The following is a 13,451-nucleotide window of genomic DNA, read 5'->3' on the forward strand; positions in this document are numbered from 1 at the left end:
AGGTCTCATTGGGCACCTCCTTCCTCCACTACGGGGCCTTCGCTGATGCGTTGTGGATAGTACTCGTTGATCATCTCGCGCTGTTCGGCATTACAGGTCTCGTAGGTACAGCCATAGTGCTTCTGCGCATACTCTTGGCGCAGAGTATGATAGGCGCCCACAATGGCATCCTGCATACTGAAATAGGCCTCATAGGTGGTCTTGGCATCGGCTTCGATCTGCACTACATGACCAGTGCGGTTCACCATGGCCAACGTACGTACCTCGGCTGCCAGTTGTTGCAGTGTCACAGGTTTGCCATCACACGAGAGTTGGTTCTGTGCATCCAGCTTAACCTGCATCACATTGTTGCGATTGATATCCTTAGGTGTCTCGTGTTCCAATGGCGGTGGTGCCATCTGACGCATCAATCCCTTCTCCGTGTCCATCGATGAGGTCACGAGGAAGAAAATCAACAACATAAACGATATGTCGGCTGTTGATGTGGTGTTCAGCTCCGGAATTTGCTGACGATAGCGCTTACGAAACATCCGATAATCAATATAATAGAGGTATATATAAACATATCAGCGGCACGCAACCAGAAGCCATCGGTAAGCCACGTGCCATTAGTAAGGATGGGCTTGGTAGAACCTAAGGCAAAGGTAACCACCATGATGAGCACAAAGCCCACAGCCACCAGCCATCCAATGCGCCCTGCAGGCACACCGTTAACCACATCGCTGCCCTTACGACGGTTGCGCAGGCCATGCCATACCGAATAGGCAGTTACACCCATGGCAGCAGCTAATGTAATATACATCAGCCACAGCATCACATCGGCAATAGCAGGCGAAATAAAACTATTCATCACTATTCACTCTTTGTCTTCCACTCAGCAATCAGGTCGAGCAGTGTAATGGCAGCTTCTTCCATCTGTGCGGTCAAACGTTCAATCTTTGAGAGGATATAGCTGTAGAACAGCTGTAGTACCAGCGCTACTACGATACCAAAGATAGTGGTAATGAGCGCCACCTTCATACCCTGAGCCACGATGGTTGGACCGATATCGCCTACCTGCTGAATCTGGTCGAAGGCCATCACCATACCAATCACCGTACCCAGGAAACCCAGCGATGGTGCCATGGCAATAAAGAGCTTAATCCACGAGCAACCTTTCTCGAGGTTAGCGGTTTGCAGACCACCAAAGTTGGTGATGCTACGCTCGATGGCATCCATGGGCTGTTTGATATGCAGCAATCCCTGATAGCACACTGAGGCTACAGGACCACGGGTGTTACGACAGAGTGTTTTGGCACCCTCTACATCATTGGCCTTCAGACGCTGTTCGATATCAGCCATCAGCTGATGACTCTTAATCTCGCTCAGTGTCAGATAGATAATACGCTCAATGCAGAATGCCAGACCCAGCACTAAGGCCAGGGCCACCAGCGACATGAAGGCTACGTTGCCATCAACAAACTTGGTCTTCAGCTGTTTGTGCAGACCACCACCCTCTTCAGCCTCATCGCCTGTAAGAGCTTCCAACTCGCCATCCATCACGGTCATGGAGTCGGTAGCAGCCACAGAATCGGCAGGCACCACAGCAGCAGCGCTCTTAACACTATCAGCTGCAACTGCGGACTGAGCAAAACAGGTTTGCGAAAAACTAAGCAGACCTATCAGTGTAAATAGAAAAACCAATCGTTTCATATATTACAATCAATACGCGGAGAGAACAGGATACCTCGGCACTATGCCTCGGAGCTTTGAATCCTCGTTCTTCCTAGCGGAGAGAACAGGATTCGAACCTGCGAGCCGGTTTTGCCGGCTACACGCTTTCCAGGCGTGCCTCTTCAACCACTCGAGCACCTCTCCTTATTTCAAACATTTATATTTAATACTCTTCTACAATTCTCATTTGTTGCTGTCTCAACCTCTTCCTCGCTTACCTGATAGGCCTCAGCCAACTTCTTCAGCACGTAGGCCACAAAGGCGGGCTCGTTCCTCTCGCCACGCTTAGGCACAGGGGCCATATAAGGGGCGTCGGTCTCGAGTACCAATCGATTCAAAGGCACCACAGCAGGCAGCACCTCAGGAAGATGCGACTTCTTGAAGGTTGACACGCCACCAATGCCCAGCACAAACCTGTCGAACTGCAACAGTTCCTTGGCCTCGAGTTCATTACCCGTAAAGCAGTGGAACACGCCACCTGGCAACTGGTCCTTATAGCGTTTCAAGATGGCTACCATCTCATTCTGGGCCTTGCGACAGTGAATCATCAGCGGCAACTGCAACTCAACCGACCATTTTACCTGCTCCTCGAAAGCTAACAGCTGCTCCTGCTCAAACTCACGACTCCAGTAAAAGTCCAGGCCCACCTCGCCTACAGCAATGGGTTTTACACCATCCTGCTGGAAGTAGGGTTTTATCTGATCCAGCACCTCCTGCCAGTCGGCCTTCACATCCTCGGGATGCAAGCCCAGCATGGGATAGCAGTAGTTGGGATAGCGCTTGCAAACGCTGATAACAGTATCGAGCGACTGCAGATTGATACCTGGCACACCGATGGCTTGCACGCCAGCCTCGCGAGCACGTGCAATCACTTCGTCGATATCCTCAACGAACTCTTCACCATCAATATGACAATGCGTATCTATCATTAGCTCTGACGTTTCATCATTTCGGCAGCGTAAGCCTTGATCTCAGCCTTGCGCTCTTCGCTAGCGCTCACCTTTGTCAGGTAAACCAGACTCTCCTGGTAGTACTGCTCAATCTTCTGCTCACACAGCTTACGGATACCAATCTCGTTGTACAGGTTGGTTACTGCAGCCACCTTTTCGTTGCGGTCGAACTCCTTGGCCTCAACCCACTTGGTGAGCTCTTCACGCTGGGCAGGAGTAGCACGGTTAAAGGCATTGATGAGCATATAGGTCTTCTTGTTCGAAGTGATGTCGCCACCAATATTCTTGCCAAACACAGCGGGATCGCCATACACATCCAGCAAATCGTCCTGCAACTGGAAGGCCAGACCTAACTTCTCGCCGAACTTATACATATTCTCGATATCCTCGGCTGGGGCATCAGCCATAATAGCACCCACCTTACAAGCACAGGCCAGCAGCACGCTGGTCTTCAGACGGATCATCTCAATATACTCATCCTCGGTAACATCGTTACGCTGTTCGAACTCTACATCCAACTGCTGTCCCTCACCAATCTCGAGTGTGGTCTGGATAAACACCTTGAATACAGCAGGCAGCTTAGCAGGATCGCAATCCTCTACACGCTCAAAAGCCTGAAGCAACATGGTATCGCCCGACAAGATAGCACGGTTGGCATCCCACTTCTTGTGTACAGTCTCATGTCCACGACGCATATCAGCGTGGTCCATCAGGTCGTCGTGCAGCAGAGTAAAGTTGTGGTAGGTCTCCAGTCCGAGGGCCTGAGACATAATGCTCAGTGGATCGTCTTTATAGAGATTGTACGCCAGCATGGTGAGTACTGGACGTACACGTTTTCCGCCGATAGACAGTACGTACTTAATGGGGTCGTACAACGAGGCAGGCTGGCGATCGTAAACCAGATTATCGAGGGCCTCATTCACTTTCTTCAGTAGATCTTCTGATTTATACATATCTTTTATAAATTAAATACAATAGGAATACACACCATCGTGCGACAGGGCTTGGCATTCATCATACCGGCCTTCCACTGTGGCATGGTCTTGAGCACACGCATCACTTCGGCATCGCAGGCAGGCTCCAGGGGCTGTACCACCTGCAGGTCGCTCAACGAGCCATCCTTGTTAACCACAAACTGTGCCACCACTCTGCCCTTGATCTTTTTCTGTTGGGCCGAGGGGGGATATTTCAGGTTCTGCGTGAGCCACTTCATAAACTCGACGGCACCACCAGGGAACTGCGGCAGGTCTTCAACCACGCGGAAGTCGATGGGTTCGTCGTACATATCCACCACCTGAGGCTTCTCTTCGGCAGCCTTCTCGGTGGGTTCTTCTTGTTCGGTCTCGTCCTGCAGGATGGGTTCGGGGGGTAGCTCCACATCATTATCCACCAAGTGTAGCTGCTCGCTCTCCTGTTTTTCAACTTTCTTTTCCTGAGGCATCATCATCGGCACTTCGTCCTTATCGCGCTTCAGGGGCGAGAGTTCCACCTCGGCTTCCAGACTGTCGTCGTCATCAAACAACGCCCAGCCAGTATCGCCACTGTTCCACTCGAGTAGCACAAACAGCGTGGCCAGCACCACAATCAGTCCCAGCAGGAACCCCTGTGTGCGTTTCTGTTCCAAATCCGCTTCTCTACTCTTCTTGATGTCCATCTACAGTTTTCATTAAACCGAGTGCAAAGATAGTATTTTTTTCCGTATAAATAGATATATATTAAGTTTTTTTGCTAACTTTGCGACCAAATTAGGAGAAATGAACATCAGAAACGGCGTTATCACCACCCTACTCACGTTTTGGGCCTGTACCAGCATGGCGCAGGAGAGCAAAACCGTGTACAATTTCCTGCGACTGCCCGTGAGTGCGCATGCTGCAGCATTGGGTGGCGAGAACATCACACTGACCGACGACGACGCCACACAACTGTTCCACAACCCTGCCCTTATCAGCGGTGTAAGCGATAAGACACTGAACCTGAATTACATGACGTATATGGAGGGTGCCAAGACAGTGAGTGCCTCGTTTGTTCGTCTTTCGGGCGAACGTGCCTCGTGGGGTGTTTCGGCACAACTGATGGACTATGGCCGCATAAAGCAGACCTCGTTTGCCAACGAGGACCTAGGCGACTTCTCGGCCCGAGATATTGCCATTGGCGGTACGTTTGCCTACGAGCTGACCGAGCGTATCAGTGGTGGTATCACCGCCAAGTTCATTACCTCAACCATTGCTGGCTACAACTCCTTAGGTGTGGGCGTGGATTTAGGTTTGAACTATCTCGACGTGGAGCGTGGCTGGAGTGTTTCGACTGTGGCACGCAACTTAGGCGGACAAATCAAAGCATATGACGATGAGTTTGAACGCATTCCCTTTGACTTGCAGGTGGGTGCCAGCAAGCGTCTGCTTAACTCGCCCCTGCGTTTCCACGCCACAATGAGCCGACTTACCGACTGGAGCGAGGGCATCGGGCGCCATTTAGCCATCGGTGCCGATGTACTGCTTGGCGAGAATATCTACGTGGCAGCCGGCTATAACTTCCGCAAAGCCAGCGAGATGAAGATTACCGACAGCGAAGGATCGTCGGCCCACGGCGCAGGACTCACCTTAGGTGCAGGACTCTCGCTGCAACGCTTCAAGCTCCACTTAGGCTGGGGCAAATATCATGTCAGCACATCATCGCTAATTATTAATATATCATACACATTATGAAGAAGATAACAATTGCAATCGATGGCCACAGCTCGTGCGGTAAAAGCACAATGGCCAAGGACCTGGCCCGCGAAGTGGGCTATGTATATGTAGATACAGGCGCCATGTATCGCAGCGTAACACTCTACGCCCTGCGCCACAATCTGTTTAATGCCGATGGCAGCGTAAAGACAGCCGAACTGGAGCAGCAGATGCCCCAGATACAGATTTCGTTCAAGTTCAATGCCGAGACCGGTCGCCCCGACACCTATCTTAACGGAGAGTGTGTTGAGAAGGAGATCCGCAGCTTGGAGGTGAGCAATCATGTAAGTCCCATTGCAGCCGTAGGTTTTGTACGTACCGCCATGGTTGCCCAACAGCAACAGATGGGTAAGGACAAGGGTGTGGTAATGGACGGTCGTGATATCGGTACCACCGTGTTCCCCGATGCCGAACTGAAGATTTTTGTAACTGCATCGGCCGAGGTACGTGCCCAGCGCCGTTTTGACGAGCTGAAAGCCAAGGGCATGCCTGCCGATTTCGATGATATCCTGAAGAACGTACAGGAGCGCGATTATATCGATTCGCACCGCGAGGTAAGTCCACTGCGCAAGGCCGATGATGCCATCGAATTGGACAACAGTTACATGACCATTCCAGAACAGAAACAGTGGTTAATGGACCGTTTTAAGGAGAAAATAGAGCAATAATTGTTCTATTTATGTATTTTTTTCGTCATTTTTTCGCTTCTTTTGTTATTTTTTGCTACCTTTGCAGCCGAATTTCATTAGAAGCAAGAAAAAATGACGAAAAAATTATTTATTTCGGCTTTGTTGGCAGTAGCCACTACAGCCACTGTCCACGCCGGTGGACTCATGACCAACACGAATTATCACATAGCATTCGACCGTATGTTTGCGCGCGGTGCTTCTACCGAAATCGACGCAGCCTACAGTAACCCCGCCGGATTGGCTTGGGGGCACGAGGGATTCCAGTTTTCATTGAACTTTCAAAAGCCATGGCAGAACCGTGACATCGAGACAACAGTACCAGGTTTCCTGGGTACAGGATTCCAGCAGAAGTACAATGGTAAGGCTTCGGCCCCTATCGTACCTGCACTGTTTGCTTCGTATAAAAAGGATCGTGTGGCCTTATCAGCCATGATCGGTATTGTAGGCAGCGGCGGTTTCGTAAAGTACGAAGAAGGCATCCCCATGTTCGAGGTACCCCTCAAGGCCATGCTGGCACAGGCTGGCATGATGCCCAACAGCTACCGCTTCGACTCAGAGATGAAGGGTAAGCAGTACATCTATGGCGGCCAGGTGAACCTGACCTACAAGGTGAACGACAATTTCTCGGCTGCCATTGGTATGCGTGCCAACTACTACGATGGTTACAACCGTGGCCATGTAGTAGCCGACATCCCCAACTACACCTCTTCGACAGCACCTGCAGCCAACATCGACCTGATTAACCTACAGCTCGACTGCATTCAGCGTGGTTGGGGCTTTGCACCTATCGTAAGCTTCGACTACCATGACGGTCCACTCACCATCGCTGCACGATACGAGTTCCGCACAAAAATCAAGACTGAGAATGATACCAAAACACTTTCGGCTCGTATCAAGAACACTGATCCTACCACTGCGAGTGTAATGCCTTACATCGAGGGCGACCTGGCATTGGCACAGTTCGGCGATAAGGTGGCTGCCTATAAGGATGGCGCCGAGACACGTTACGACATGCCTTCGCTGTTTGTAGCAGCCGTAGGCTACGAGTTCTCAGAGAAGCTGCGCGGTACACTGGAGTACCATTTCTTCGACGACAAGCACGCCAAGATGGCTGGCGACCGTCAGAAGGAACTGACACATGGCACCCACGAGATTCTGGCTGGTGTAGAGTACGACATCAACAAGAAGTTTACTGTTAGCTGTGGTGGTCAGCGTACCGACTATGGTTTGGCCGACGGATATCAGCAGAACACCTCGTTTGCCTGCGACAGCTACTCAGTAGGTTTGGGTGGTGCCTGGAACATCAACGACAAGATGCGCCTCAACGTCAGCTACTTCTGCTCGCTCTACAGCGACTACACCAAGGCGCAGAACCAGTATCAGGGACTGCCCTACGCTGGCACCGACGTTTACAGCCGCACCAACCACGTAATTGGTGTTGGATTAGACTATAAATTCTAAATATCAAATTCAATCTCTAATTTCACCGAGCGGGATCATCACAAAATCGCGCTCAAGCATCAGAGGGTGGGGAATCTGCAAGTCGGGTTCATCCACCCTCAGATCGTCATATAGCAGAATGTCTATATCTATCAGGCGATCGGCATAATGACCTCCTACCGACTTGTGTGTACGCCCTAACTCGCGCTCAATCTTCTGGGTGGCAAGCAGCACCTGGCGGGGCGTTAGTGTGGTTTCGCATAGCACGCAGGCATTTACGAACTGGTTATCCGACTCGAACCCCCAGGGCTCGGTCGAAATAAGAGAGGACTGGCGCACAACCAGTCCTACTCTTTCGCCGATAAGCGATATAGCGTTGCGGATATTTGCCTCCTTATCGCCAAGATTACTTCCCAGCCCAAGGAATACCCGATGTAACTTTTCACTATTCACTTTTCACTATTCACTTTTCACTATTCACTCATTAATCGTCCAACATCAACAGGGCATCACCGTAGCAGCCGAACTTATAACCCTCTTTCAGCGCACGCTGATAGCCCTCGTACAGCAGGTCGTAGCCTGCAAACGAAGCCTCGGTCATCATCATGGGTGATTCAGGGTGATAGAAATTACCAATCAGCGCATTACACAGTCCGAACTCGTATGGAGGGAAGATAAACTTGTTGGTCCATCCCTCAAACTCCTTCAGCATACCATCGGTACCTACGGCACTCTCGGTAGCACGGGCGGTGCTCACACCTACGCAGCACACACGGTGTCCTTCCTCCTTGGCCTTGTTTACAATCTCACAAGCCTCGGCAGGAATAAACATCTGCTCGCTCGACATCTTGTGCTTGGTCAGGTCCTCAACCTCGATAGCATCGAAGTTACCCAGACCGCAGTGCAGGGTGATAAAGGCAAAGTTGATACCCTTAATCTCCATACGCTTCATCAGCTCACGACTGAAGTGCAAGCCAGTGGCAGGTGCAGTAACAGCACCCTCGTTCTTAGCGTAGATGGTCTGGAAATTAGTCATATCCTCCTCGGTAGCAGGACGACGGTCGATAATGTAGCGTGGCAGTGGAGCCTCGCCCAAACCGAACAGCATCTGTTTGAATTCATCGTGTGGACAGTCGTAGAGGAAACGCAGCGTACGGCCACGGCTGGTGGTGTTATCAATCACCTCAGCCACCATAGGACCATCTTCCTCGAAAAAGAGTTTGTTGCCGATACGAATCTTACGGGCTGGCTCTACAAGCACATCCCACAAGCGCTGGTCGGCATTAAGCTCGCGCAGCAAGAACACCTCAATCTTGGCATCGGTCTTCTCCTTGGTACCGTACAAACGGGCAGGGAACACCTTAGTGTCGTTGAAGATGAATGCATCGTCCTCGTCAAAGTAGTCGAGGATGTTACGGAAGTCGAGACCACTCTCGATTCGCTTACTCTTACGATGCAACACCATCAGCTTGCACTCGTCGCGATGGAAAGGTGGCTCAAGTGCAATCTGCTCTTCAGGTAACTTAAACTTAAACTGTGATAACTTCATATTTTAATGTTTAATCTTTAATCCTTAATCTTTAATTTTTCTTCAAGCCAGGCTGGGAACTCATCGAATGTGAGACAGTCCTCCAGTCTGACATCACCCACGCGTGTACGGCACAGGGCAGTAAGATGTGCGCCGCTGCCAAGGGCCTCGCCAATGTCGCGGGCCAGCGAGCGGATGTAGGTACCCTTACCACATCCCACACGTATCTGCAGCTGCATCTTTTCGGGATCGAAATCTATGATTTCTATCTCATCGATATGCACGGGCTTCTCGGCCAACTGGTGGTCGCTACCCTTGCGTGCCAGTTCGTAGGCACGGTCGCCACCTACCTTACAGGCCGAAAACAGCGGTGGTCGCTGCATTATATCGCCCACAAACTTGGGCAGTGTCTGCTCAATCAGCTCACGGGTGATATGCGCTGTGGGATAAGTTGCGTCCACCTCATGCTCCAAGTCGTAGCTGGGAGTGGTGGCACCCAACTGCAGGGTAGCCGTATACTCCTTTGAGTGCAGCTGCAAAGCCTCAATCTGCTTGGTGGCCTTACCGGTACACAGCACCAGCACACCTGTTGCCAAGGGGTCTAAGGTGCCAGCATGTCCCATTTTCACACGTTTCACATGCAGTCGTTTGCTCAGCACATAACGGATATGTGCCAGCGCCCCGAAACTGCTCATACGATAGGGCTTGTTGATATAGATATATGCGCCTTCCTGAAAGTTCATCGAGTGAGCTGATAAATGAGCACTGTTACACCGATGATGGCGCAATAAATACCAAAGTAAACAAGCTTACCCTTCTTAACCAGGTTAATCATCAGCTTGCAGGCAAAGCAACCCGACAGGAATGCAGCCACAAAACCAACAATCAAGGGGAACAAGCCGATGCTATCGTTTACCACCTCGTCGCCCTTCATGGCCTTCAGCACATCCAGCAGGGCCTCACCCAGGATGGGAGGAATCACCATCAGGAATGAGAACTGAGCCAGCTTCTCCTTCTTATCGCCCAGCATCAAACCGGTAGCGATAGTAGAACCCGAACGCGACAGTCCTGGCAATACGGCACACGCCTGAGCCACACCGATTACAAAAGCATCCTTCAGTGAGATATGCTCCTTTACACGGGGCTTGGCATAGTACGAGAAGATAAGCAGTACCGAGGTAACGCACAGCATCACGCCTACAATCAGCAAGCCAGCGCCAAATGCCTCTTCTACCTTATCCTTAAAAAATACACCTACGATGCCTACGGGAATCATCGACACCACAATGTTCAGGGCATATTTTGTTTCGTCGTTCATCTTAAACTTAAACAGTCCCTTCAGTATCCAGTCGATCTCCTTCCACAGGATAACCAGCGTACTCAGCACGGTAGCCACGTGTACAGCAACAGTAAACTGCAGGTTGTCGGCACCATCGATGCCAAAAAAGTTTGAGAGGATAGTCAGGTGTCCGCTCGAACTAACAGGCAGATACTCTGTGAGTCCCTGCACCAAACCAAGAATCAAAGCTTGAATCCAATCCATATTTCAATTTTTACATTTTCTAATTATTACATTTACCCTACTAGTCTTTTGGTTTACGAACTACGGCATAAATCATCGACACGAAACCGAACAAACATACCACAGGGGCCACCTTGGTGCGACGCACACTGAAGATATCGGGTTCGAATGCGGTATCGGTAGAATTAGGACCTACCATCAGCAAAAAGCCAATCACCACGATGGCCATGCCGATTGCCAACAATATAAAGTTGGTCTTATCGAATGCAAAATTCTTCTTATCCATATTTCAATTTTTACATTTTCTAATTCTTACATTTTTAAATCTTGTACAGTTCTCCTGCCGACATACGCAGGAACTTGTTTACCGAGATATACGAGCATGCAGCGGTAATAATAATACCAAACAGCAACACAGCCACAGCCGTAATCGTAAGCTCGCGCCAGGTAATAATGCTGATAATGTTGGGCTCGTAGTAGTAGAGCGCATACATGCAGCCACCCAACACAGCAATGGCTATCAAGGCAGCTATCACACCCACCAACAGCGCCTGCTTCATAAACGGCTTACGGATAAAGCCCCACGAGGCACCCACCAGCTTCATCGTATGAATGATGAAACGGCGCGAGTAAACGCTCAGTCGTACGGTGTTGTTAATCAGCGAGAACGATACAAACGTCAACAGCACGGCCAGCGCCAGGAGCACCAGATTAACCTTAGTGAGATTGCGGTTCACGCTGTCCATCAGGTCAACCTGATAAGCCACATCCGTAATCTTCGGATTTTTCTGTAACTCGCGGGCAATCCACTTGAGCGAATCGCGGTTGGCATAATCCGAATGCAACTGCAGCTCAAGCGTGGCTGGGAACGGGTTAACGCCTAAGAACTCCGACGGGTCGGAACCCATGGCCTCGCTCTGTTCCTTCAGAGCCTGCTCTTTACTAATGTAGTCGATGTTACGCGAATAGGGACGATGATACAGGTCGCGACACAACAGTTTTGCGCCGTTCACCGATACATCATCGCTCAGCATCACCGTCACTGTGAGGTTCTCCTTCACCCATTGTGACAGATTACGAGAGGTCTGGACTGAAAATACCACCAGTCCAAGCAAAACCAGAACCATCGCTGTACTAATGCAAAGTGTTACCAACTGCACACCACGACGGTTGCCAGCATCTTTTTTTCGTTTTTTCATTAATTTACGTACGTAAAAATTCGAATTCGGCTGCAAAGATACTATTTTTTTTCTTTATCACAAAAAAAAAGTGTAATTTTGCACCCGTTATGAGTACAATTATCTATCCATCGCCCATTTTTGGGCCTGTTCACAGTCGCCGACTGGGCATTTCGCTCGGTATCAACCTGTTGCCTGCCGACGGTAAGGTATGCAGTTTCGACTGCATTTATTGCGAGTGTGGTTTCAACGAGGACCATCGCCCCACCCTGCCCATGCCAACACGCCAGGAGGTGATAGAGAAGCTCGAGGCCAAGTTGCAGCAGATGGTGACCGACGGTCAGTTGCCTGATGTGCTGACCTTTGCCGGTAATGGCGAGCCCACCTGCCATCCGCATTTTGCCGAGATTATCGATGATGTCATCCGCCTGCGCAATCAGTATTGCCCCCAGGCCAAGGTATCGGTACTCAGCAACTCAACCATGATTCACCGTCAGCAGGTACACGACGCCCTGATGAAGGTAGATAACAACATTTTAAAACTCGATACCGTTGATCCTTTATATATTAATAAGGTAGATCATCCCAACGGCACCTACGATGTGGCCCAGATTATCGATCGCCTAAAGGCCTTTAACGGTCATGTGATTATACAGACCATGTTTATGCGCGGCCAGTGCCAAGGCGAGAGTGTGGACAACACCGGAGAGGAATACGTTGCCCCCTGGTTAGAAGCCGTTAAGGCCATCAAGCCCCAGCAGGTAATGATTTACACCATCGACCGCGAAACGCCCGCCCAAGGTCTGGAGAAAGCCACCCACGAGCAACTCGACGCCATCCGCGACCGCGTCATCGCCGCCGGCATCCCCTGCACCGCATCGTATTAAGCAAAAAACAATCCCCAGTCGAATGGACTGGGGATTGTTTTTTATTTACACATGATACCGCGTTTGGTATTCTCGAGGAAAGTGATAATGTTGCGGATTTCAGGGCCGTCGGGCACCTGTTCCTTAATCTGATTAATCACATCGAACACACTCGTCTTACCGTGGAACAACAAACGGTAGGCATTGGCAATATGCTTCTGAACCTTTGGGTCGATCTCGGCGTAGTTCATCACAGTGGTGTTAGGACCGCCATATTCCATGGGCGAACCACCGGCAATTACGTAAGGAGGCACATCGTGAGAGAAGGTGCAACCTGCCTGAATCAACGAGAGGTCGCCAGCACGGGTGTTGGCATTCTGGATGGCACCCGACGAGAAGATAACACCGTTACCAATCTCGCAGTCGCCTGCTATCTTAGTACCATAGCCAAACACGCAGTTATCGCCCACCACGGTATCGTGGCTGATGTGGGTACCCTCGAGCAGGAAGTTGTGATTACCAATCTTGGTAACACCATCCTTGTTGGTACCGCGGTTGATAACCACGTTCTCGCGGATGACATTGTTATCGCCTATCTCAACATACGACTTGGCACCACGGAAGTTAAAATCCTGTGGCAGGGCAGCAATCACCGAACCCTGATGGATTTTATTGTTCTTACCGATGCGCGAGCCGTCGCAGATGCTAACGAAGGGGAAGATGATACAGTTGTCACCAATCACCACATCGTCCTCGATATACACGAAGGGGAATATCTTACAGTTGTCGCCAATCTTGGCCTTTGGGCTAATCTCGGCTTTTGGACTTATTTCGTTCAT

At 50.4% G+C, this 13,451-nt stretch carries 17 protein-coding genes and 1 tRNA gene; 4 read left to right on the plus strand and 14 right to left on the minus strand.

Annotated elements, in window-relative coordinates; all coding sequences use genetic code 11:
* Window positions 1–5 precede the first annotated feature (5 nt).
* The 7 genes from BLR73_RS05880 to BLR73_RS05910 all read right to left on the minus strand — a co-directional run bounded on the left by BLR73_RS05880 (window position 6) and on the right by BLR73_RS05910 (window position 4,317).
* Window positions 6–530 carry an ExbD/TolR family protein gene (locus tag BLR73_RS05880; RefSeq protein ID WP_091859951.1) on the minus strand — a complete coding sequence of 175 codons (525 nt, stop codon included), beginning with the start codon at window positions 528–530 and terminating at the stop codon, window positions 6–8.
* Window positions 491–850: a hypothetical protein gene (locus BLR73_RS05885; RefSeq protein WP_091859953.1), complete on the minus strand. Its 360-nt coding sequence runs from the start codon at window positions 848–850 to the stop codon at window positions 491–493. Before BLR73_RS05885 ends, BLR73_RS05880 begins: the two co-directional genes overlap by 40 nt.
* A 2-nt stretch (window positions 851–852) precedes the next feature.
* Window positions 853–1,692 (minus strand): MotA/TolQ/ExbB proton channel family protein, encoded by an 840-nt coding sequence (locus BLR73_RS05890; protein ID WP_091859955.1) that lies wholly within the window; start codon window positions 1,690–1,692, stop codon window positions 853–855.
* Between the two features lie 77 nt (window positions 1,693–1,769).
* Window positions 1,770–1,857 (minus strand) — tRNA-Ser (locus tag BLR73_RS05895).
* 5 nt (window positions 1,858–1,862) lie between these two features.
* Window positions 1,863–2,642 carry a TatD family hydrolase gene (locus BLR73_RS05900; RefSeq protein ID WP_073043513.1) on the minus strand — a complete coding sequence of 260 codons (780 nt, stop codon included), beginning with the start codon at window positions 2,640–2,642 and terminating at the stop codon, window positions 1,863–1,865.
* Window positions 2,642–3,616 (minus strand): polyprenyl synthetase family protein, encoded by a 975-nt coding sequence (locus BLR73_RS05905; protein ID WP_013063494.1) that lies wholly within the window; start codon window positions 3,614–3,616, stop codon window positions 2,642–2,644. The genes BLR73_RS05900 and BLR73_RS05905 overlap by 1 nt, the downstream gene beginning before the upstream one ends.
* 5 nt (window positions 3,617–3,621) lie before the next feature.
* Window positions 3,622–4,317 (minus strand): energy transducer TonB, encoded by a 696-nt coding sequence (locus BLR73_RS05910; protein WP_033149687.1) that lies wholly within the window; start codon window positions 4,315–4,317, stop codon window positions 3,622–3,624.
* Window positions 4,318–4,417: 100 nt separating this feature from the next.
* Here BLR73_RS05910 and porQ point away from each other — a divergent pair, with 100 nt between their 5' ends.
* The 3 genes from porQ to BLR73_RS05925 all read left to right on the plus strand — a co-directional run bounded on the left by porQ (window position 4,418) and on the right by BLR73_RS05925 (window position 7,539).
* Window positions 4,418–5,368 (plus strand): type IX secretion system protein PorQ, encoded by a 951-nt coding sequence (gene porQ, locus BLR73_RS05915; RefSeq protein WP_091859957.1) that lies wholly within the window; start codon window positions 4,418–4,420, stop codon window positions 5,366–5,368.
* Window positions 5,365–6,057, plus strand: coding sequence for a (d)CMP kinase (cmk, locus tag BLR73_RS05920; RefSeq protein ID WP_091859959.1), 693 nt, complete (start codon window positions 5,365–5,367; stop codon window positions 6,055–6,057). Before porQ ends, cmk begins: the two co-directional genes overlap by 4 nt.
* A 93-nt stretch (window positions 6,058–6,150) precedes the next feature.
* Window positions 6,151–7,539: an OmpP1/FadL family transporter gene (locus BLR73_RS05925; RefSeq protein WP_233456400.1), complete on the plus strand. Its 1,389-nt coding sequence runs from the start codon at window positions 6,151–6,153 to the stop codon at window positions 7,537–7,539.
* A 9-nt stretch (window positions 7,540–7,548) separates the two neighbouring features.
* Here BLR73_RS05925 and folK read toward each other — a convergent pair whose 3' ends face one another.
* The 6 genes from folK to BLR73_RS05955 are packed head-to-tail and all read right to left on the minus strand — an operon-like array spanning window position 7,549 to window position 11,767.
* Complete coding sequence (gene folK, locus BLR73_RS05930; RefSeq protein ID WP_033149684.1) at window positions 7,549–7,971, minus strand: 2-amino-4-hydroxy-6-hydroxymethyldihydropteridine diphosphokinase; 423 nt, start codon at window positions 7,969–7,971, stop codon at window positions 7,549–7,551.
* Between the two features lie 31 nt (window positions 7,972–8,002).
* A complete protein-coding gene (queA, locus tag BLR73_RS05935; RefSeq protein ID WP_013063116.1) occupies window positions 8,003–9,067 on the minus strand; it encodes a tRNA preQ1(34) S-adenosylmethionine ribosyltransferase-isomerase QueA in 1,065 nt (354 codons plus the stop codon).
* Between the two features lie 17 nt (window positions 9,068–9,084).
* Entirely contained in the window at window positions 9,085–9,789 is a 705-nt protein-coding gene (truB, locus tag BLR73_RS05940) for a tRNA pseudouridine(55) synthase TruB (protein ID WP_091859961.1), read from the minus strand.
* Window positions 9,786–10,589 (minus strand): undecaprenyl-diphosphate phosphatase, encoded by an 804-nt coding sequence (locus BLR73_RS05945; RefSeq protein WP_091859963.1) that lies wholly within the window; start codon window positions 10,587–10,589, stop codon window positions 9,786–9,788. The genes truB and BLR73_RS05945 overlap by 4 nt, the downstream gene beginning before the upstream one ends.
* Window positions 10,590–10,629: 40 nt before the next feature.
* A complete protein-coding gene (locus BLR73_RS05950; protein ID WP_013063608.1) occupies window positions 10,630–10,854 on the minus strand; it encodes a DUF3098 domain-containing protein in 225 nt (74 codons plus the stop codon).
* Between the two features lie 34 nt (window positions 10,855–10,888).
* The gene (locus BLR73_RS05955) at window positions 10,889–11,767 is read right to left on the minus strand and encodes a cell division protein FtsX (RefSeq protein ID WP_033149681.1); all 879 of its coding nucleotides are present in this window, start codon (window positions 11,765–11,767) and stop codon (window positions 10,889–10,891) included.
* Window positions 11,768–11,856: 89 nt separating this feature from the next.
* Between BLR73_RS05955 and BLR73_RS05960 the strand changes: the two genes are divergently transcribed.
* Entirely contained in the window at window positions 11,857–12,633 is a 777-nt protein-coding gene (locus BLR73_RS05960) for a radical SAM protein (RefSeq protein WP_091859965.1), read from the plus strand.
* A 41-nt stretch (window positions 12,634–12,674) separates the two neighbouring features.
* Here the strand turns inward: BLR73_RS05960 and lpxA are convergent, their stop codons facing one another.
* Window positions 12,675–13,451: an acyl-ACP--UDP-N-acetylglucosamine O-acyltransferase gene (lpxA, locus tag BLR73_RS05965; RefSeq protein ID WP_091859967.1), complete on the minus strand. Its 777-nt coding sequence runs from the start codon at window positions 13,449–13,451 to the stop codon at window positions 12,675–12,677.

The organism is Prevotella sp. khp1 (genome assembly GCF_900102205.1).
Taxonomy (GTDB): domain Bacteria; phylum Bacteroidota; class Bacteroidia; order Bacteroidales; family Bacteroidaceae; genus Prevotella; species Prevotella ruminicola.